Source organism: Novosphingobium sp. CCH12-A3 (genome assembly GCF_001556015.1).
Classification (GTDB): domain Bacteria; phylum Pseudomonadota; class Alphaproteobacteria; order Sphingomonadales; family Sphingomonadaceae; genus Novosphingobium; species Novosphingobium subterraneum.
Window position 1 is genome coordinate 1 of sequence record NZ_LSIA01000254.1, and the last position, 19666, is coordinate 19666.

General features: G+C 63.2%; 26 protein-coding genes. 10 read left to right on the forward strand and 16 right to left on the reverse strand.

Annotated elements, in window-relative coordinates; all coding sequences use genetic code 11:
• A partial coding sequence (locus AX703_RS26905; RefSeq protein ID WP_156452148.1) for a transposase occupies positions 1-275 on the reverse strand: 275 nt, incomplete at its 3' end.
• A gap of 198 nt (positions 276-473) precedes the next feature.
• Between AX703_RS26905 and AX703_RS20310 the strand changes: the two genes are divergently transcribed.
• A complete protein-coding gene (locus tag AX703_RS20310; protein ID WP_156452149.1) occupies positions 474-950 on the forward strand; it encodes a hypothetical protein in 477 nt (158 codons plus the stop codon).
• A 43-nt stretch (positions 951-993) separates the two neighbouring features.
• On the opposite strand, the gene AX703_RS28710 is transcribed toward AX703_RS20310, so the two are convergent.
• Together AX703_RS28710 and AX703_RS20315 are read right to left on the reverse strand one after the other, a co-directional pair.
• Positions 994-1128: a hypothetical protein gene (locus tag AX703_RS28710; RefSeq protein WP_255355085.1), complete on the reverse strand. Its 135-nt coding sequence runs from the start codon at positions 1126-1128 to the stop codon at positions 994-996.
• Positions 1129-1194: 66 nt separating this feature from the next.
• The gene (locus AX703_RS20315) at positions 1195-1638 is read right to left on the reverse strand and encodes a YaiI/YqxD family protein (RefSeq protein WP_062346850.1); all 444 of its coding nucleotides are present in this window, start codon (positions 1636-1638) and stop codon (positions 1195-1197) included.
• Between the two features lie 269 nt (positions 1639-1907).
• Between AX703_RS20315 and AX703_RS20320 the strand changes: the two genes are divergently transcribed.
• A complete protein-coding gene (locus AX703_RS20320) occupies positions 1908-2114 on the forward strand; it encodes a cold-shock protein (protein ID WP_039332064.1) in 207 nt (68 codons plus the stop codon).
• Between the two features lie 70 nt (positions 2115-2184).
• Entirely contained in the window at positions 2185-2580 is a 396-nt protein-coding gene (locus AX703_RS20325) for a DUF4440 domain-containing protein (protein ID WP_062346730.1), read from the forward strand.
• Positions 2581-2594: 14 nt separating this feature from the next.
• On the opposite strand, the gene AX703_RS20330 is transcribed toward AX703_RS20325, so the two are convergent.
• The 3 genes from AX703_RS20330 to AX703_RS20340 form a co-directional block, all read right to left on the reverse strand.
• A complete protein-coding gene (locus AX703_RS20330) occupies positions 2595-2993 on the reverse strand; it encodes a hypothetical protein (protein WP_039332067.1) in 399 nt (132 codons plus the stop codon).
• 342 nt (positions 2994-3335) lie between these two features.
• The gene (locus tag AX703_RS20335) at positions 3336-3626 is read right to left on the reverse strand and encodes a hypothetical protein (RefSeq protein ID WP_039332377.1); all 291 of its coding nucleotides are present in this window, start codon (positions 3624-3626) and stop codon (positions 3336-3338) included.
• Positions 3627-3912: 286 nt separating this feature from the next.
• Entirely contained in the window at positions 3913-4218 is a 306-nt protein-coding gene (locus tag AX703_RS20340; protein WP_062346733.1) for an alkylphosphonate utilization protein, read from the reverse strand.
• Between the two features lie 79 nt (positions 4219-4297).
• Between AX703_RS20340 and AX703_RS20345 the strand changes: the two genes are divergently transcribed.
• Entirely contained in the window at positions 4298-4900 is a 603-nt protein-coding gene (locus AX703_RS20345) for a GNAT family N-acetyltransferase (protein WP_052242022.1), read from the forward strand.
• Here the strand turns inward: AX703_RS20345 and AX703_RS20350 are convergent.
• From AX703_RS20350 to AX703_RS20370, 7 genes are all read right to left on the reverse strand, one after another.
• Entirely contained in the window at positions 4893-5645 is a 753-nt protein-coding gene (locus AX703_RS20350; protein WP_039332071.1) for a sulfite exporter TauE/SafE family protein, read from the reverse strand. The genes AX703_RS20345 and AX703_RS20350 overlap by 8 nt on opposite strands.
• A 4-nt stretch (positions 5646-5649) precedes the next feature.
• Positions 5650-6054, reverse strand: coding sequence for a DoxX family protein (locus tag AX703_RS20355; protein ID WP_062346855.1), 405 nt, complete (start codon positions 6052-6054; stop codon positions 5650-5652).
• Positions 6051-6485, reverse strand: coding sequence for a cupin domain-containing protein (locus AX703_RS20360; RefSeq protein ID WP_062346853.1), 435 nt, complete (start codon positions 6483-6485; stop codon positions 6051-6053). Before AX703_RS20360 ends, AX703_RS20355 begins: the two co-directional genes overlap by 4 nt.
• A gap of 32 nt (positions 6486-6517) precedes the next feature.
• On the reverse strand, positions 6518-6871 hold the full coding sequence (locus tag AX703_RS26910; RefSeq protein WP_082734707.1) for a hypothetical protein: 354 nt from the start codon (positions 6869-6871) through the stop codon (positions 6518-6520).
• 18 nt (positions 6872-6889) lie between these two features.
• Positions 6890-7048, reverse strand: a complete 159-nt coding sequence (locus AX703_RS28050; protein WP_169745699.1) for a hypothetical protein — start codon at positions 7046-7048, stop codon at positions 6890-6892.
• A gap of 110 nt (positions 7049-7158) precedes the next feature.
• Positions 7159-7995, reverse strand: a complete 837-nt coding sequence (gene dapD, locus AX703_RS20365; RefSeq protein ID WP_062346734.1) for a 2,3,4,5-tetrahydropyridine-2,6-dicarboxylate N-succinyltransferase — start codon at positions 7993-7995, stop codon at positions 7159-7161.
• A gap of 46 nt (positions 7996-8041) precedes the next feature.
• The gene (locus AX703_RS20370) at positions 8042-8731 is read right to left on the reverse strand and encodes a pyrimidine 5'-nucleotidase (protein ID WP_062346858.1); all 690 of its coding nucleotides are present in this window, start codon (positions 8729-8731) and stop codon (positions 8042-8044) included.
• Between the two features lie 95 nt (positions 8732-8826).
• Here AX703_RS20370 and AX703_RS20375 point away from each other — a divergent pair, with 95 nt between their 5' ends.
• Complete coding sequence (locus tag AX703_RS20375) at positions 8827-11139, forward strand: S8 family peptidase (RefSeq protein ID WP_062346736.1); 2313 nt, start codon at positions 8827-8829, stop codon at positions 11137-11139.
• A gap of 640 nt (positions 11140-11779) precedes the next feature.
• Here the strand turns inward: AX703_RS20375 and AX703_RS20380 are convergent.
• Complete coding sequence (locus AX703_RS20380; RefSeq protein ID WP_062346866.1) at positions 11780-12925, reverse strand: PQQ-dependent sugar dehydrogenase; 1146 nt, start codon at positions 12923-12925, stop codon at positions 11780-11782.
• A 49-nt stretch (positions 12926-12974) separates the two neighbouring features.
• On the opposite strand from AX703_RS20380, the gene AX703_RS20385 reads away from it, so the two are divergent.
• The 3 genes from AX703_RS20385 (at position 12975) to folP (ending at position 16021) form a co-directional block, all read left to right on the forward strand.
• Positions 12975-13565, forward strand: a complete 591-nt coding sequence (locus tag AX703_RS20385; RefSeq protein ID WP_062346739.1) for a ribonuclease HII — start codon at positions 12975-12977, stop codon at positions 13563-13565.
• 207 nt (positions 13566-13772) lie between these two features.
• Positions 13773-14915 (forward strand): site-specific DNA-methyltransferase, encoded by a 1143-nt coding sequence (locus AX703_RS20390; RefSeq protein WP_062346741.1) that lies wholly within the window; start codon positions 13773-13775, stop codon positions 14913-14915.
• Complete coding sequence (gene folP, locus AX703_RS20395) at positions 14915-16021, forward strand: dihydropteroate synthase (RefSeq protein WP_062346743.1); 1107 nt, start codon at positions 14915-14917, stop codon at positions 16019-16021. The genes AX703_RS20390 and folP overlap by 1 nt, the downstream gene beginning before the upstream one ends.
• Here the strand turns inward: folP and AX703_RS20400 are convergent.
• Together AX703_RS20400 and AX703_RS20405 are read right to left on the reverse strand one after the other, a co-directional pair.
• Positions 16018-16785 carry an SDR family NAD(P)-dependent oxidoreductase gene (locus AX703_RS20400; protein WP_062346745.1) on the reverse strand — a complete coding sequence of 256 codons (768 nt, stop codon included), beginning with the start codon at positions 16783-16785 and terminating at the stop codon, positions 16018-16020. The two genes, folP and AX703_RS20400, sit on opposite strands and share 4 nt — an antisense overlap.
• 19 nt (positions 16786-16804) lie before the next feature.
• On the reverse strand, positions 16805-18223 hold the full coding sequence (locus tag AX703_RS20405; RefSeq protein WP_039332086.1) for a sigma-54 dependent transcriptional regulator: 1419 nt from the start codon (positions 18221-18223) through the stop codon (positions 16805-16807).
• Between the two features lie 168 nt (positions 18224-18391).
• Between AX703_RS20405 and AX703_RS26915 the strand changes: the two genes are divergently transcribed.
• Both AX703_RS26915 and AX703_RS20410 read left to right on the forward strand, forming a co-directional pair.
• Positions 18392-18514 carry an aa3-type cytochrome c oxidase subunit IV gene (locus AX703_RS26915; protein WP_082013273.1) on the forward strand — a complete coding sequence of 41 codons (123 nt, stop codon included), beginning with the start codon at positions 18392-18394 and terminating at the stop codon, positions 18512-18514.
• Positions 18515-18533: 19 nt separating this feature from the next.
• The gene (locus AX703_RS20410; RefSeq protein ID WP_062346868.1) at positions 18534-19649 is read left to right on the forward strand and encodes an NAD(P) transhydrogenase subunit alpha; all 1116 of its coding nucleotides are present in this window, start codon (positions 18534-18536) and stop codon (positions 19647-19649) included.
• The last annotated feature ends 17 nt before the right edge of the window (positions 19650-19666 follow it).

Here is a 19666-nt window from a genome sequence, read left to right on the forward strand (position 1 = left end):
GCCTGCCATAGCCCAGTATCGCGCCATATGTAGAACCAGCGTCGCACCGTTGAGACCGGTGGAAAGCAAGGTGGCAGCATTCGCCATGGCAGCCCACCCCGGAGCAGATAGAAGATGGCCTCAACAATCCGGCGCATCTCCCACTTCCGTGGTCGACCTGTCTTTGCTGGTGGAGGAAGAAGGGGCTCGAAGAAAGCCCATTCGGCATCGGTTAAATCTGTTGGTAAAGCTAGCATGCTTCGCGCATGGAGAGCGCGAGTGGTATCGGTCCACATCGTTGTATCCCAGGTAGTTTTTGGCGAAACCCCTGAATCAACGACTGGGCGGGTCGTCAAGCTAACCCACTGATACCACTCAACTTAGTTTCGGATCGGGCTCTTAATGCTGGCCGGGGAACTGCCGTCTTCACCATCCATTGGCTGAGCAACTGGGCGACGATTACGTTCGCTCTTCGGGAAGCATTGGAGAAGGCCATGACGAAAGCTCGCAAGGCGGCAATTGTGCTGGCAGTGGCTGCTGCGACGACTTTGACTGCAGCATGCACGAACAATGGGTATTATGACCGCCCCGGCTATGCGGATGGCTATGGCGATTGGGGTTATTACGATCGAGGGTATTACCAGCAGTATGGCCGGTATGATTACAATAATCCCGATCCGCGCTATGGCGGCTATTATGCCGACCGTTATTATCGCAATAATGCCCGCTATCGCGAGCGCCAGCTTTCCTACGATGACCGGGTCTATCGCGGGCGAGACGGCCGCTATTACTGCCGCCGTTCGGACGGTTCGACCGGACTGATCGTCGGCGGCCTCGGGGGCGCGGCGGCAGGAGCGATCATCGCCGAAGGTGACAGCAAGCCGCTCGGCGCGATCATCGGCGCGATCGGTGGCGCGGCGATCGGTGCGGCAATCGACAGCCGCAATCGCAGCAACGTGCGCTGCAGGTAAGTGATGGATGAACGGTGGGCTCCATGGGGAGCCCACCAGTTCGTCAGGTATTCTTGATATTATCCAGCCCTGCGATCACACCGGGTTTCATCGACGGGTTCGATGCGTTGGGCTTCTTGGGCTTTTCGGCTTTGGGCTTGCGAACCTCGCGGTTCGACTTTTTCTGGCTCTTCGCCATTATCGTTCTCCATGCGGGCGCGTGCCCGAAGTTCAGGCTAGGCCTGTATCGGAGAAATAGCGAACTTTAACGCATCAGCCGCGCCAAGGCTTCGTCCAGCACCGAGAGAAAGCGTGACCGATCTGCCTTGGAGAACGGTGCGGGACCGCCGATGATGTCTCCGCCAGCGCGCAGGTCTGCCATGATCGCGCGCGTGGCGATCTGACTGCCGATGGAGCTTGTGGTAAAGGGTTTGCCAGCGGGAGAAATCACTGCCGCGCCCGCTTTCAGGCATCGGTCTGCCAGGAGTATATCGGCGGTGACGACCACGGCTTTGGAACCTGCCGCTTCGGCAATCCAGTCGTCGGCGGCGTCGAAGCCATCTCTGACCACCACGCGGCGGACAAGAGGATGTACTGGCACGCGGAAGGGTGAGTTGCTGACGACGGTTACTGGCACGTTGCGGCGGAAGGCGACCTTGTAGATCTCTTCCTTGACCGGGCATGCATCGCCATCGACAAGGATGCGCACGGCGTCGGTGGGCGTTTCAGGCATGATCGTCCAGTAGCTTTGCCGGAGCGGGATGGCCACCGTCCGATTAAGTTCGCCAAAGCGCGGGCGGGGTGCTACAAGAGCATCGCTGACGTCGAATTTTGCGACGGACTTCGGCATTGACTACCACGCTGGCGCTTCGGTTCTCGCGGGGCCTTCGACGACGATTTCCTTTCAATTGACGAACCACGCACGGCCCGGCGGCACTTTCGCTTCCGGGCAACCCTCGTTCTTGGAAGGAACATCCCATGCCAGTAGGCACCGTAAAATTCTTCAACACCGAAAAGGGCTACGGCTTCATTCAGCCCGACAACGGCGGCGCTGACAGCTTCGTGCACATCTCGGCCGTCCAGGCTGCCGGCATGGCCAGCCTCGATAAGGACCAGCGCGTAAGCTACGAAGTCGAGACCGGCCGCAACGGCAAGGCTTCGGCCGTGAACCTCGTTTCGGCCTGATCGGAACCAACCTCGGCATCGACTGGCGACGGGGCTTTGCAAATTGGCTGAGCCCTGTCATCGCAACGCGATGAGCAACCCTGCCGATGCCGAACTGCAAGTCCGCCTCCGCCGCGCCGCGTTCAACCGCGCGCTGGCGGAGGGGGATCTTGCCGCGATAGCGCCGCTTCTCTCGCCCGATGTGGTTCTGATCACCGGCAGCGACAGTGCAGTCATTTCCGGGCGAAAGGCGCAACTGGCGGCTTGGAAGCGAGATTTCGCGCAAACTCCTCGAGCCGTCTACGTGCGCAGCACGGATAGCGTGATCGCTTCAGCCGTAGAACCGATCGCCATGGAGCACGGGCGCTGGAGCGCAACTGTTCAGGAATCCGGCGAAGTGACGGCCGCCGGGACCTATGCCGCCAAGTGGCGCAAGATCGGTAACGGCTGGGTTTTGGTCGCGGAAATTTTCTTGACGCTCGGCTGAGCCCGCCAATGCCTTCACGAGGCGGTTGGCAAGATATTCATAACGATAGCTTCCTGTCGCATTTCCCGGTCCGCCTGAGCCGGCAGATCCGCCTCTTCGTCTTCGATGACCTGGGGGTCAGGCGCAATCTCGTAATCCTCATATTCCGGAAGCGCCTCTGCCGGAGGCAGGTCCTCTGGCTCTTCCCAAGGCTGCTCCCAATAAGCAATACGCATGGGGCGATGGAAAATAGGTGCCGGAGCCACCGGATAACTCTCGTAGGTGACGGCAGTGATTTCGGGATAGGCGTCCGGTCGGGCAGCAGGGTATGGTCGCTCCGGTGAGGGCATGCGCGTCGGTATCGTGCTGGTTGCGGCAAGGCCCAAGCCGGCGCCGATGGCGATCATGACGGTGGCAAAGCGATCGAACAACACGAACCTGGCTCCTGCAACCCTCCCTTGGGGAAGGAATGCCGGAGCGTTGCGGCGGTTCCGGGGCGACCGGTTCGCCCGTCAATTGACAGTGGATCAGCCCCGGCGGGGCCGAGTCCAGCAACCGATCGTCGCGGTCCTGACGTTGGCAACACAGCGCTGGTGCTGACGGCGCGTGCTTGGGAAGGTAACCAGATTCAAAACAGAAAGGGCGCCTCCTGCGGGAAGCGCCCTTTGCTGGGATCAGCGGTGCAGCACGAAGCTGGCCTTGCTCACGGGTGAGGCGCTGCTTGCGAGCTGGCGACTTTGCGTCGAGCCTCTGGGCAGTCCCGTGTTGCGGGGCAGTCAATCGTTGCTGGCAGCAGCCTTGCTGGAGATCTTCTTGACGTCCTTGACGTCGAAGGTGACCGGACGACCGTTGAAGCGGCCGGTGACGGTGCGCTTGGTGACCTTCAGTTCGAAGGGAACCTTGCCGGCATAGGCCGAGCCCTTGAGAACCTTGACATCGCCCTGCTGTTCGGCGGTGTAATCGTACTTCACGCCCTGGTACGTGAACGAGCCGGTTTCCGGTTCGGCAGCAAACACGGGGGTGGCGACGAGGACGGCAGCAGCGGCAGCGAGGATAGTCTTGATCATGGCAATATCTCCTGGAAGATAAGGAAAGATTGCCTTCAGCACCCTTATCTTGTTGCGTTGCAGCATACTAATCGTGTGCAGTGCGGCAATTGTATTTGCCGTGCTGTCAGTTGCATGATTTGCAACTCGGTGCTTTTCGCCGCGAAAACAGTCGTTTGCCAGAGGTTGCGCCAATCCCGCCATGCCCCTTCATACGTAAGCATGAATAACGATTCGTCGCAGGGATGCCGTCGAATCGAAAGCTACGCTGGCGGGGGGCAACTTGCCGACCCCACGCCTCGGCCGGTCAGCGTTTGCGAACGAATTCGGCCCGCAGGACCAATCCCTTGATGCCGGGATACTTGCAGTCGATCTCCTGCGGGTCGCCCGTCAGCCGGATCGACTTGATCAGCGTGCCCTGCTTCAAGGTTTGCCCGGCGCCCTTGACGTCGAGATCCTTGATCAGGGTAACCTGGTCACCATCAGCCAGGAGGTTGCCGACGGCGTCGCGAACCTCAACGGCGCTGGCGGCTTGGCGCTTTGCCGCGAGTTCGGATGCTGGCAGCCATTCGCCGCTGTCCTCGTCGTAGACATAGTCTTCATCTTCGCTCATCGTTCCCTCCATTCGCGCATCCCCGTGGCACGCGGGGGCGCTGCTTGCCAGCAAAAGCGGCATTCGAGGGAGGATATGCTTGGATCGGACAATCGTTCGCCTGGGACCTGGCGATGCTGACGCAGCGACCGAGACGTTGACTGCTGCCTTCCGTCAAGATCCGGCGATGAACTGGATGTTTGCCAATGATGAATCCCGCGAGCGTCGAATGCCGCAGTTGATCCGCTGGATGTTCCACGATCACCTGCGGCACGGTATGGTACTGGGAACGGCCGGATGTGAAGTCGTCACGCTGTGGCGGCCACCGGGGAGCGTTCATGAGCATGCAAGTCTGACGCCGCCGGCGCTGGTGCGCTTTATCGCGATGCTCGGCACGGCCGTGCTGCGGGCGGAGCGCGCGGACCGGATGATCGGCAAGCATTTGCCGAAGGGTGAGCGCCAGTTCTATCTGCGCATGGCCGGTGTTCGACCTGACAGGCAGGGGCAGGGCCTTGGCGGCCTTGCCATCCGGGCTGGCCTTGCCGAAGCCGACGCTGCGGGGCTACCGGCCGTTCTGGAAACCGCGACGGAGAGCAATGTCGGGCTTTACCGCTCGATGGGTTTCGAACTGATCGACACGTGGCCGGTCGCCAGAAAGGGCCCGACATTCTGGACCATGGCCAGGCCGGTGCCGTTCAGGTGAAGGCATCGACCATCAGCTTGCCGCCAAGCATGACCATCAGCAGGTAGATGATGGTGTAGAACCGATCAGGCTTGAGCGCGCGGACGACACGGACAGAGATCAGTGTGGTAATGACCGCCAACGGGACGAGCAGAGCGGCGGCCACCACCACTTCGTGGGTGAAGGCCCCAAGCATGATATAACTTGGCACCTTGAGCCAATTGATCGCGGCGAAAAGGATCGCGTTGGTTCCGGCATACATCAGGTGCGGAAGCTTGCGCGGGGTGACCCACATCTGGAAGGGCGGACCGCCCGCATGGGCGACCTGGCTGGTAAAGCCGGTGGCCATTCCGAACAGCGCGCCGACCCAGCCCGGAGATGCAGACGCGGCGGCCACGCGATTGCCACGCTCAATCCACAGGCGGTAAAGGCCGAACATGAGCGTGATGCCACCGAGAACGCCCATGAGTGCCTTCTCGTCGATACTGGCAGCAATGGCCCAGCCGATGCCGATGCCGACCATGGCTCCCGGCAGCATCCAGCCGACGATCCATTTGTCCCAGGCATGCCGGAAGGACCAGACGCTGACGACGTCCTGAACGATGAGGATGGGCAAGAGGATGGCGGCGGCGGTCGATGGCGGAAGAGCCAAGGCGGCAACGGGTGTGCCAAGTGCTCCGAGCCCGGAAAATCCGCCCTTGGCCATGCCAACGAGAATGACAGCCACTGCGCAGGCGGCGAGGGTTGCAGGATCGGAAAGGAGCATCTGTCTATCGGGTCCGTGGCTTCCATGGCCATTCGATGACCCCGCCGGCCCACAGCGCAAGCCAGACGAGCACCGGTTGCGCAAACATGCGAGGGACATGATAGGCGAGGCCCGCGCCGTGATCCGGCTTTGCCAGATCAATCGCAAAGTGGTTGATGTTGGCCGGGAAGACACACACCGCATAGAGTGCGAGACCGATGGACGCAGCCCGGCGGATCGGCAGGGAAACGCCTTGCGCCAGGCCAACAGCCCCGAGCAGTTCGGCAATGCCTGTCCACAGCACGACAGCTTCGGGGGCAGGGACCCATTGCGGCATGATGATCAGGAACGGGCGGGGCGATGCGATGTGGATCACGCCCGCCGCGAAGTAGAACAGTGCCAGCGCCAGACGGGCAGCGGCGCGGATCATGCGCCGGGTTTCCATCCGGGCGGGGCGAGGGTGAACCCGGCAAAGTCAAATCCCGGCGCCACAATGCATGAGACAAGCACGTAGCCATGTTCACCGGCGACAGGTTCGGCGGCCTGCCAGTGCCCGGCAGGAACGATCCCCTGCAGATCTTGCGTGGCGAGATCGTTTCCGAGGATCAGCGTCGAGGGTGCAGTTGTGGATTCCGCTGCAGTGTGCAGTGCAAGAGCATCACCCGCCTGCCAGATCCAGATCTCGTCAGCATCGACGCGGTGCCAGTGTGATCTTTCGCCAGCTGCCAGCAGGAACAGGATCGCCGTGCTCGAGGCGCGTCCGCCGCCGACTGCAAGCGCACGCCAAGTTTCCCGGAACCACCCTCCCTCAGGATGGGGCGCGAGGTTCAGGCTGGAAATGATTTCATGCGCGGGCATCATGAAACGGTTGCCCGACATGCGCGCTGAGTCAATCACCACAGTGCTGGGGTAAGTTGAAGGGGAACAGGAGAAACTTCGGTCCAGCCAAGCGCCGCGATGGCCGAGTTGCTTTCCTTGGCAGTCCTGTGTTCAGCGAGCGACCAGGTTATGTGCCAAGTGCCGCCGTCTGGTCTGCCAGTCGTCCCATCAATTGAAACGATATATGCCTCAACCCCTTCAGCATCGTCGACATATCCGACAATTTCAGCACCATGCACCGCCTCTGGCGGAATTGTTCCTGCGACTGACAGAGTCACGTGGTCAGCAATGGCTCGCTCGTAACGAGGCGGGAGGGCGGCAAGGAGGTTTTCGCGCTGGGTTCTGTCCAGCTTCCAACCCAGCGTCATGCCGCCCCCTCGTTCATTTTACTGGGGCGTGGTGAGCGCCCCGGTTACCCAGATGACTGTCAATGCACCGATTGCCAGGACCAGGCTGATCAGCAGGACCCAGCGTACCACGTTGAGGCCTTCGCCGCCGCGAGCCTCTTCGGTGGTGATGTGCGTTTCTTCGCCGCGTCGTTCCATGGCGCTTCTCCTTCGGTAGAACCGTGCTTGGCGACTCTACGCGCAGGCAAGCGCCCTGTTCCGGCAATGCCCCCATGGACATGACCGGAACGGTGATTAATTCAGATCAATCAATCGCGCAGGAGTTCGTTGATCCCGGTCTTGCTACGGGTCTGCGCGTCAACCGTCTTGACGATGACGGCGCAGTAGAGCGACGGGCCGGGGGTGCCGTCGGGCAGGGGCTTGCCCGGCATGGCACCGGGAACGACGACCGCATAGGGCGGCACGCGGCCAACGTGGACTTCACCCGTGGCGCGGTCGACGATCTTGGTGGAAGCGCCGAGGTAGACGCCCATCGACAGCACTGCGCCTTCGCCGACGATGACGCCTTCGGCCACTTCGGAGCGGGCGCCGATGAATGCGCCGTCCTCGATGATGACGGGGCCTGCCTGAAGCGGTTCGAGCACACCGCCGATGCCGGCGCCGCCCGAGATGTGGACGTTCTTGCCGATCTGGGCGCAGGAGCCGACCGTTGCCCAGGTATCAACCATGGTGCCTTCATCGACGAAGGCGCCGATGTTGACGAAGCTTGGCATCAGCACCACGCCCTTGGCGATGTGCGCGCCCTTGCGCGCGACGGCACCGGGGACGACGCGGAAACCGGCTTCGCGGAAGCGGTTCTCGCCCCAGCCTGCAAACTTCGAGGGCACCTTGTCAAATGCAGGAGCGCCGCCCGAGCCGGCCTCGATCACTGCGTTGTCGTTCAGGCGGAACGAGAGCAGCACGGCCTTCTTGAGCCACTGGTTGACGCGCCATTCGCCGTCCACCTTTTCGGCAGCGCGGGCCTTGCCGCTGTCGAGCAGTTCGAGCGCGGCCTCAACCACTTCTCGCACGGCATCGCTGGCCGGGGTGACATTGGCGCGGTCTTCCCAGGCGGCTTCGATGGCAGCTTGCAGCTGGTCTGTCATGGCGTTTCTCCGTGCGGGATCGGTATGGAACAAAATTGCGTGGCGACTAGCCGAGCGTTGCCTGATCGGCAAGCGCCGCAATCGTATGATCCAGCCATGCGACCACATCGTCTGCGACCACGTCGATTGCGGCATCATCCTTGGCGCGATCGCCCCAGTCCGTGGCGAGATCGAGCCAGACCGTCTGCATCCCGAGGGCCTTGGCCGGGGCGAGGTTGCGCGCCATGTCTTCGACGAAGACCGAAGTCTCGGGATTGACGCTCAACGCTTCGATCATGCTGGTGTATGCCGTGGGCTCGGGCTTGGGTTTGTAGGCCATGGCGTGGATGTCCCACAGCCCGTCGAAACTGTCGGAAAGATCGAGTCCGGCAAGCACCCTGGCGGCATAGGCATCATCGCCATTGGTGAAGAGGATCTTGCGGCCCGGGAGTTTCGCCAGCCTGTCTGCCAGACGCGGTGCGGCAGCCAGCGGGCTCATGTCGATGTCGTGCACGAAGCCGAGAAAATGGTGCGGATCGGTGGCGTGGTAATGCATCAGGCCTGAAAGGGTGGTGCCGTGATCGTGGAAGTAGAGCTTCTGCACGCGCCGGGCCTCCAGCTCGTCGCAGCCGAGCAGGTCCTTGATGAACAGGCCCATGCGCTCATCGATCTGATCGAATAGCCGGGTCGATGGGGGATAGAGCGTGTTGTCGAGATCGAAGATCCAGCAGTCAACAATCGTGGGATCGAAGGGCATTTGCGCATTCCAGTCCGGAACTGTGTCATTCGGCATTTACGGCCAACGGGTTATCAGCAAGACTTGGGCAAAGCTACCGGAGCCGGGGTGCGGTGATGTCGGAAATTCGCTGGTTTGGTTACGCCGCAGTGGCCGCGCTGGCTGCTGGATTGGCGGCATGCGGAGGGGGAGGCAGCGTCTCCAGCACGCCCGCGCCTGCGCCGGCCCCGACGCCCACGCCGACGCCCACCCCAGTCCCAACGCCAACCCCCACTCCCACTCCGGTCAATTTCGATACCGCAGAGCATCGCCGGTCGGATGGGCCTTCGCTGCATGGCGCGATCACGGCCTGGCAATCGGGCGCGAGTGGGGCGGGGACCACGATTGCCATCGTCGATTCCGGCATCAATACCTCCAATACCGAGTTTGCCGGAAGGATTGCCTCATCATCGACCGACGTGGTGCAATCGCGCGGATTGGACAACGCCGACGATGATCACGGCACGCAGGTTGCCCTGACGGCAGCAGCGGCCCGCAACAATTCGGGGATCGTCGGGATCGCCTGGGGCGCAACGATCCAGATGCTGCGGGCCGATACGCCGGGTTCCTGCGCGGCGTCGGATGGCTGCACTTTTGCCGACAGTGCGATAGCGGCAGGCATCAATGCTGCGGTCGCCTCGGGCGCAAAGGTCATCAATCTTTCGCTCGGTGGCGATCCCGCGAACTCGACCCTGCGTTCGGCGGTTGCCCGGGCGGCCGCGGCGGGCGCGGTGATCATCGTTTCAGCGGGCAACGACGGCGACAGCACCGATGCCGGGATTGATCCCAACAACCCCGATCCCTTTGCGCAATCACTGCTTCAGGCGGGCGGAAGCAACGTGATCATTGTCGGCTCGGTCAATGCCAGCGGCGTGGCTTCGGCCTTCAGCAACAAGCCGGGAAGCTCGGCGGCGTCGGTGCTGATGGCGCAGGGTGAGGACGTCTGCTGCGTCTACCAGGGCAGCCAGATCAAGACCGAGACGAATGCGCAGGGAACATTCGTGACAGTGGTCAGCGGGACAAGCTTTGCTGCGCCGCAGGTTTCGGGCGCGGCCGCGCTTCTGGCGCAGGCTTTCCCGAACCTGACCGGCACCCAGATCGTTGACCTGCTGCTGCGGACCGCGCGCGATGCGGGGGCGACGGGGACGGATACGATCTATGGCCGCGGCATTCTGGACATTGCGCGGGCGTTTTCGCCGCAGGGGCAGACCGGATTGGCGGGGACGCAGGTGGCAGTGTCGCTCGACAGCCTTGCGGGCACGAGCAGCGGGGCGATGGGCGATGCCTTGGCGGGAGCCTCGCTCGGCACGGTAATGCTGGATGGCTACCAGCGGGCTTACAGGCTGAACCTTGCGGCGGGCTTGCGGTCAGGCCAAGCGAGGTTGCCTTTGCATGAAGCGCTGGCGGCGGGCGGCAGGCCGGTGGCGATGGATGCTTCGGGCTTTGCGCTGGCGTTTACGGTGGACCGGCGCTTCGGCGCGGTGCCCTTGCGACTGGCGCCGGGTGAGGGGCAGCAGGCGCGGGTGCTGGCCTCCTCGGTGGTGACGCGGCTGGACCGGTCGCTCGATCTGGCGCTGGGCTGGAAAGTCAGAGCCGATAGCCTGACCGCGCGGTTGCAGCAGCGGCACGAGCCGCAGTTCCTCGTCGCGGGGATGGCGGGCGGCGTGTTCACGCGGCCCGAGACCGGCATGGCGGCGCGCTATCGGTTGGGACGTATGGGGCTGACGGTTTCGGCGGAGCGCAGTGTGCTGGTGCGGAGCGATCCGCTGCGAGAACGGCGCGAGGACCGGATGACGCAGTTTGGCTTGGCTCTGGATGGCGGGCAGGGTGGCGCGTTGGATTGGCGGCTCGGCCTTGGCCTGATGCGTGAGGAGCGCACGGTGCTGGGCGCGCGGTTTGCCGATGCGCTGGGTGGCGGCGGGGCGACGACGGCGACGGTATCGCCGGGCCTCGGCTGGCGCTTCGGGAAGGGCTGGGCGCTGGGGGCGACGGGAAGCCTCGGCTTCACGCGGATTGACAGCGGCGCGGTGACGACCGGTGGTTCGCGACTGGTCTCGTCATCGTGGAGCGTCGATCTTTCGCGCGAGGGCGTGCTGGCGGACGGTGACCGTCTGGCCTTGCGTGTATCGCAACCCCTGAGGGTAGAGCGCGGCGGGCTGAACCTGAACCTGCCGGTGGCGTGGGACTATGCGACGCAAAGCGCCACCTTTGCCCGTGTACCGCTGTCGCTGGCGCCGAAGGGGCGGGAGCTTGATGCGGAACTCGCATGGGCGACGGCACTGTGGGGCGGCGATGCCTCGGCCAGCGTGTTCTTCCGCAAGGAGCCGGGGCATCTTGCCGGTGCGGATGATGATGGCGGAGTTACAGTGAGGTGGTCGCGGGAGTTTTGAGCGCGAGAGTAGAACTCTTAGCGGCAAGACAACCGCTGTTCTTTAGCGATTAGCCTCTGGCTCCGAGTAAAGCGCTGCAAAGGTCTTTTGGTCCCCATTGAGACCTGCTTCGGTTCCCGGTCCCTTTGCGTTGAAAGCAGAAAATCTGTACCCCACCTTGCTCTGGACGCATCGTACCACGTCCAAATCGCGCGGGCCGTCCTGCGATGCTGCGGGAAATGACACGGACACGTAATGGAGCTGGGAAGTATCCAATGTCACTATTTCCGGACCGCAACTCTGCACCGCTGACATTAAGTTTTCGCCACCCGGCAGGCACGGCAATGCCATCGAAAACCTGCCAGATTCGTCAGTACATGACGCTGCGCCTTTTATCCCTCCGCCGGTATGGTCGGCAATCGTAAGTACGACGTAACGAGAATCCCGGTCGCCTTCATTTTCCTCCCTAGGTTCAGAAGCGCAAGAAGCTAACCCTGCAATTGCAGTTGCGAGTATCAATTTTCGTAATTGATGGATTCCAGTCGGTAGCCGCATGCTGAACTTTATCAGTCATGCGCAGGCGATCCGCAAGTGGGCGAGACCAGACTTTCGAAAAGTCGGGTGAGGTCCAGCGGGTCTTACACGACAATGATGCTTATCCTCATCCCTTCGGCACAACATGCCGCAACTTCGCCCCTTCGCCATCCTCCAGCACATACAACGTCCCATCCGGCGCTTGCTCGATCTCGCGGATGCGGTTGCCGAGGTCTATGCGTTCGAGTTCCGCCGCCATCTCGCCGTCAATCTTTACGCGGACGATGCCGCCTGCACCTAATGCGGCGATCAGGGCCTGGCCTTGCCATTGGGGGAAGGCTTTGCCGGTGTAGAAGATCATGTTGCCCGGCGCGATGACCGGGTTCCAGCTGATTGCGGGCTGGGCGAGGTCGGGGCGCGTCTTGTTGCGCGGGATCGGCTTGCCGTCGTAGTGGTCGCCGTCTGACACCAGGGGCCAGCCGTAGTTCCTGGCCGGTTCGACGTGGTTGATCTCGTCACCGCCAGCGGGGCCGTGCTCAATGTCCCACAGCCGGCCATCGGGCGAGAAGGCAAGGCCGAGCAGGTTGCGGTGGCCGTAGGACCAGATCTGTGCCGAAACGCCGCCCTTGCCCGCAAACGGGTTGCCCGGCGCAGGAGTGCCATCGGGCAGGAGGCGGAGGACCTTGCCGAGGTTCGCGTTCAGGTCCTGCGCGGGCGTGAATTTCTGCCGGTCGCCAGAGGTGATGAACAAGTATTTGCCATCGGGCGAGAAGGCGATGCGATGCGAATAGTGGCCGCGCCCGGTGACCTTGGGAAATTGCCGCCAGATGATGCTGAGGCCCTCAAGGCGTGGGGCGAGGCGGGGGGCATCGCCCATCACCAGTCTGGCGCGAGCGACGACTGCGCCGCGCGTATCGTTCTGACCCGCTTCCGCCCAACTCAGATAGACCATGCCGCTCTGCGCGAAATCGGGCGCTGCGACGACATCGCCAAAGCCGCCTTGTCCGCCGTAATCGACCGTGGGGGTACCCGAGATCTCGACGGTCTTATCGGTGCCTTCGGTCCAGAGCTTGAGCTTGCCCTTCTTCTCGGTGATCAGCGCCTGGTTGGTGCCGGGAAGGAAGGTCATCGCCCAAGGCTCGTCGAACGTGGCGACATCGGTGATCGCGATGCCCGCTGTGGAAGGGTCAGCGCCCTGGGCAGAAATCGATGAGCCGCAGCTTGCGAGGAGCAGGGCGAGAGGCGATAGCGAGCGCAGGATCGGATTCGTCATGCAGCCCACAATGCCTCTGAACGCCAGTTGTGCCACCTCCTTTTCGTCCATGGTCACCATCGGCGTGGACGAGGCGGGGCGTGGGCCGCTGGCTGGGCCGGTCGTGGCGGCAGCGGTGGTGCTGTGCAAGCCGCGCCCTTCGGGGCTGGACGATTCCAAGAAGCTGAGCGCGGCGCGCCGCGCGGAGCTTGAGGAGAAGATCAAGCGGCGCTGCCGGTGGGCGGTGGGTGTGGTCGAGCCCGAGGAGATCGACCGGCTGAACATCTTCGGTGCGACGATGCTGGCGATGACGCTTGCGGTGCAGGCGCTGTGCGAGCAGATCGCGCATGACGAAGGCGTGGGCGAGGTGCTTGTGGATGGCAACCTCACGCCGCACGGCCGTCGCCCGGAATGGTGCTGGCCGGCGCGGCCGATCGTTGGCGGTGATGCCCTCGAGCCTTGCATTTCGGCGGCCTCGATCATTGCCAAGGAACATCGCGACCGGATCATGCGCGAGGCGGCGCTGACGCATCCGCACTACGGATGGGAGCGCAATGCGGGCTATGGCACACCCGAGCATCTGGCGGCATTGAGAGAACATGGGCCGACGCCATTGCACCGGCGCAGCTTTGCCCCGGTGGCGCAGTTGCAGCTGCTCTAACGAAAAAATTTGCCGGTGAGTCCGTCCGGGCACACCACTAGATGTTGAGTCCCACGCCGCCAGCCAGACTCAACATGTCGAAATAGACTCTTTTCGTTCTCATCCCGGATGGCGCGCGACTCGCCGGAATCTGGCGAGTCGAAGCTTGACGGCGAGTCTCCGATGACTCAAACGGTGCCCTTATCCACAAGGGGTCAGGGACAAGATATGGCAGTTGCAGTCAAGGAACGCGCGAAGGCTTTGCGTGCGGCGCCGGCAAAGGTGCTCAAGGCAGATGTTGCGCTTCCGGTGAACCAGATCCTGCGCGGTGACTGCATTTCGGAAATGCGCAAGCTGCCCGATGCCTCGATCGACATGATCTTTGCCGACCCCCCCTATAATCTCCAGTTGGGCGGCGATCTGGCGCGGCCCGATGGCAGCCATGTCGATGCGGTGACCAACGACTGGGACAAGTTCTCGAGCTTTGCCGTCTATGACCAGTTCACGCGCGAGTGGCTGACCGAGGCACGCCGCTTGCTCAAGCCCGATGGCTCGATCTGGGTGATCGGCAGCTATCACAACATCTTCCGCGTCGGCACGATCCTGCAGGACCTTGGCTTCTGGATCCTCAACGATATCATCTGGCGCAAGGCCAACCCGATGCCCAACTTCAAGGGCACGCGCTTTACCAATGCGCACGAGACGCTGATCTGGGCGTCAAAGAGCGAGAAGTCGAAGTACACCTTCAACTACCGCGCCATGAAGACGCTCAATGATGAACTGCAAATGCGCTCGGACTGGGTCCTGCCGATCTGCTCCGGCCCCGAACGCCTGCGTCGCAACGGCGCCAAGGCTCACCCGACGCAGAAGCCCGAGGCGCTGCTCTATCGTGTGATGCTGGCAACGACCAACAAGGGCGATGTGGTGCTTGACCCATTCTTCGGCACGGGCACCACAGGCGCGGTGGCCAAGCGCCTGGGTCGCGACTGGATCGGCTGCGAGCGCGAGGACGACTACATCGAAGTGGCGCAGGAGCGCATCGAACTGGCGCTGCCGCTTGACGAATCTGCGCTTGTTACGATGCAGTCGAAGCGCACGGCGCCCAAGGTTGCCTTTGGCGCGCTGGTTGAGAGTGGCTATCTGGCCCCTGGTACCCGGCTGACCGCCAAGAAGGGCAAGTTCGAGGCAGTGGTGCGGGCTGATGGTTCGCTCCAGGCAGGCGCGGAGATCGGTTCGATCCATGGGCTTGGTGCAAAGCTGCAGGGCGCGCCATCGTGCAATGGCTGGACCTTCTGGCATGTCGAGCACGAGGGCGAGGTGAAGCCGATCGACGCGCTGCGCCAGTTGTACCTGCTCGCTGTCGAGGATTGATGCCTCGCGTCTATATCCGTCCGATCGCGTTCGCCGACAGTCCGCAAGCGGAAGATGGCGAGGCGATCAGGCTGGGCGGGGGTCTGATCTACGCCAGCCGCTTTGTCCTGATCGTGCGCGAGGGCGGAAAGGTGGTCTCGCGGCAGAGGTTCGGCGCGGGCGATGTTCAGAAGGCAATTGCCACCTTGCCCGATGCCTTGGCCGCCGATGCAGCGGAGCAATGGGACAACCTGCGCTGCACGCACGCGCCCATTGCCTGCGGGCAGCGGATGGTGCGGCTCGATCAGCCGGTGGTGATGGGTATCCTCAATGTGACGCCCGACAGCTTTTCCGATGGTGGCCAATTCCTCGACAAGCCTGACGCCGCGCTTGAGCACGCCCACGCGATGCTATCAGCCGGGGCGGGGGTGATCGACGTCGGTGGTGAATCCACCCGCCCCGGCGCCGCGGCGGTGTGGGAAGGCGACGAGGCAAAGCGCGTGGTGCCGGTGATCGAGCAGCTTGCGGCAGCAGGCGCAGCGATTTCCATCGACAGTCGGCGCTCCTCGGTAATCGAGGCGGCGCTGGCGGCAGGGGCACACATCGTCAACGATGTTTCGGCTATGCGTCATGACGCCCGGACGACCGAGATCGTGGCTCGTTCCGGGGCTCCGGTGGTGCTGATGCATGCGCCTGGCAACGACGGCGATCTGCATGCCGATGGCGACTACGCCGACGTTGTGCTCGATGTGTTCGATGCCTTGCGCGAACGCCGTGACGCAGCCGTCGCGGCGGGGATTGCGCGGGAGAAGGTCCTGCTGGATCCCGGCATAGGCTTTGGCAAGTCGCTCGCGGAGAACCTTGCGCTGATCAATGCCCTGCCATTGTTCCATGCGCTTGGTCAGCCGATCCTGTTCGGGGCCAGTCGCAAGCGGATGATCGGGGCGCTTTCCAACGAGGTGCCAGCCCATCAGCGCATGGCCGGTTCGGTCATGCTGGCGCTCAAGGCGATGGATGCCGGCTGCCAGATGGTGCGCGTGCACGATGTGGCCGAAACCGTGCAGGCCATGCACGTCTGGCGCGGCCTGCGCGATGCGGCGCTGACGGATTTCAGCCAGCTTGCCTAGAGCGAGACGCCGCCATCGCTGACCAGGCAGGTGCCGGTGATGGTCGCTGCTGCGTCGGACAGCAGGAAGCCGATCTGAGCCGCAACCTCATCCGCGCTGGCGAAGCGCCCAAGTGGCGTGGCGTCCTTTGCCATTGCGGCAAGCGCTTCGGCGCGTCCACCATGCTGCTCTATCAGCGGTGCGAACCATTCGGCGCGGTCCCAAATGCCAGTGTCGACGCCGCCCGGTGCGATCGCGTTCACCCGAACCCCGTACCTTGCGGCTTCGGCAGCCGCGACCTTTGCCAGCTGGATCGTCGCGGCCTTCGATGCGGAATAGGCCGCGGTTCCGGCGGCTGCCTTGATGCCGGAGACCGAGGCCGTCAGCACGACCGCTCCGCGGTTTGCCCTCTTCATGGCGCGCAAGGCGGTACGCAGCGAAAGGAACATGCCGTCGAGATTGACCGACAGTGTCTTGCGCCAGGCGGTGATGTCGAGGTCAGTGATCTCGCCGTTGCTGGCGATACCGGCATTGAGCACGGCGTAATCGATCCGAGGCACCTCGCGCTCCAGCAGTTTCCAGAGCGAGGGATCCGAGACGTCGCCGCCAAAAGGATGGACCTTGCAGGACAGGCCCAGCCGGTCGAGCGCTGGCCTGTCAATATCGACCAGAACGAGCTCGCCGATCCCCTGCGCATCGAGCCAGCGCGCGGCGCTGGCTCCTATCCCCGAGGCGGCACCGGTGACAAGCGCGACGCAACCTGCAAATTCCTTATTTCCCGTCATGCCGGGAAGCTAGCGCGGGTCAGGCCGCGTTGTCGATGCCAAGTTCCGAAAGCTTGCGGTAAAGAGTGGAGCGGCCGATACCAAGGCGGCGGGCAACTTCGGTCATGCGACCGCGATAGTGGCCGATTGCCAGCCGGATGACGTCGGCCTCGATGTCTTCGAGAGGTCGCAGGTTGCCATCGGGTGCGAACAGGGTGATGCCGGCGCCATCGGTAACATTCGGTGCGCGGCGGCTGGATTCCCCGATCAGGTTCGAAAGGCTGGGGAAGTCTTGTGCCGTTAGCGCCTCGCCATCGCAGAATACGGCGGCGCGGAACAGGGTGGCCTGCAACTGGCGGACATTTCCAGGCCAATCATATGCCGACAGAAGTGCCAACGCTCCATCAGTAATGCCGAGCGGCCTGAGCCCTGGCTGTTCGCCGATGCGGGTCAGGAAATGCCTTGCAAGGGCCGGAATATCGGCGGAGCGCTCGCGCAAGGCGGGCAGCAGGACCTGTGTCTGGCTCAGCAAGGCATGGAGTTCGGCGCGGAAGTCGCGGGTCTCGACAAGGTCCCGCAGGCCAGCATTGGCGCAGGCGATCACTCGAACATCGACGCGGAATGAATGCCGCGCACCGATGGGCTGGACGTCACCCCGTTCGAGAAAGCGGATCATTCGCTCCTGCACGTAATCCGGCAGGCGATCAACCTCGTCGATGACAAGGGTGCCGCCATCGGCGTGCTGGAGCAATCCGACGTGACGTTCGAATGCTCCGGCGAAAGCGCCTTTCTCGTGTCCGAACAACGCGGATTCAACCTGATTGGCAGGCATGCCGCCGACGTTGATAGTCTTGAGTGCGGTCCGGCTGCGCGGGCTGGCGGCGTGCATGGCGCGGACCAGCATTTCCTTGCCTGTGCCGCTTTCGCCTTCGATCAACACGCTGCCATGGGTGCGCGCGGCCTTTGCCGCCACGGCCAGCGCCGCGCGGAAGGCCGGGGTTGCGCCGATCATCGAATCGAAGTCGAGCGGGGCGCCGAATTTCTCGGTCAGGGGTTGCAGTTCACTGGCGTCGGTCTCGCGCGAAGTCGCGCTGCGCAGGGCCTGGAGCAGGCGTTCCGGCGCGACCGGCTTGATAAGGTAATCGGTGGCGCCCGCGCGCATTGCCTCCACAGCGAGCAGGGGCGAGTTGCTGGTAGTCAGCATCAGGATCGGAAGTGCGGGACGGCGTGCCTTCAATTCGGCGATGAGTGCGCAGGCATCGTCGCCCGGAACCCATTGATCCAGAATGATCGCGCCGAGTTGCATACCCTGGCGGGTGCCCAGCGTGGCGATCGCGCTTTCCGAATCGCGGGCGATGACCGTGCGCCAGCCTTCCCGCGAAGCCAGCGCCGAAATCAGGCGGCACTGGGCGGGTTCATCGTCGATGAGCATGAGAAGGCGCTGTTCGGGCTCCTGCATGACCTAGTCTTTTGACTCCCCCGCAAATACGTCAGGAGCATTGCTCTAGGCCGATAGGGTAAAGAGCCGATTAAGCGCGATGAGACTGCTCCGCACTTGAGCGCAGGGGCGGCCATCGCTAGAGCATGCACGTCGCGCCCCAGTGGCGCATGGTTTTTGGGGAAGAAAATGGCTCCGGCAAACGACATCAAGGCTGCAAAGTCGACGTACGAAGGTTTCGTGAACATGGTGAAGTGGGCCACGCCGGCGATCTGCGCGCTGGTTTTCGTGGTCATCCTGGTGATCCAGTAAGAGCGCCGTGGCGGGGGCAATAAAGATCGCCGTCCTTCGGGAACGTGCGACGGGGGAGAGCAGGGTTTCGGCATCGCCTGAGACCGTGAAGAAGTTCATTGCCCTCGGGGCCAAAGTGGCTGTCGAGAGCGGGGCGGGAGTTACCGCTTCGATCTCCGACGATGAATACCGCGCCGCCGGGGCCGAGGTTGCGGACAATGCAGTGCAGGGCGCGGACATCGTGCTTGGCGTGCAGGGACCGGAGCCTGAGCAACTGGCAGGCGCAAAGCCCGGCGCATGGATCGTCGCCGGGCTTGATCCTTTCGGCAAGCGCGCGCGGGTGGATGCCTATGCCGCTGCCGGATACGAAGCGCTGGCGATGGAGTTCATGCCGCGCATCACGCGTGCGCAGTCCATGGACATTCTGTCTTCGCAGTCGAACCTTGCCGGGTACAAGGCAGTGCTGGTCGCCGCGAACCTCTATGGCCGCGCGTTCCCGATGATGATGACGGCGGCAGGCACGGTCTCGGCTGCCAAGTGCTTCGTCATGGGCGTCGGCGTTGCCGGTCTTCAGGCGATTGCCACGGCGCGCCGCCTCGGTGCGCAGGTCTCGGCGACCGACGTGCGCTCTGCCACCAAGGAGCAGATCCAGTCGCTCGGCGCCAAGCCGATCTTCGTGGAAAGCGTCGCCGGTATCGAAGGCGAGGGCGCCGGTGGCTATGCCACGGAAATGAGCGAGGAATACCAGAAGGCGCAGGCCGAGCTGGTCAGCGCGCACATCGCCAAGCAGGACATCGTCATCACGACTGCGCTGATCCCGGGCCGTGCCGCGCCGCGCCTGATTTCCGACGAGCAGATCGCCACGATGAAGCCCGGTTCGGTGATCTTCGACCTTGCCGTGGCGCAAGGTGGCAACGTCGAGGGCTCGGTGCCCGATCAGGTGGTCGAGAAGCACGGCGTCAAGATCGTCGGCTATTCGAACACGCCGGCGCACCTGCCAGCGGATGCCTCGGCCCTTTTCAGCCGCAACCTCTACAACTTCCTCTCGGCCTTCTGGGACAAGGAGCAGGGCAAGCCTGTTCTGGACGAGGAAATTGGCAACGCCATCCGCCTGACGCAGGGCGGGAAGGTTGTGAACGAACGACTGCTCAGCTGATGGGCCGAGCAACCCTT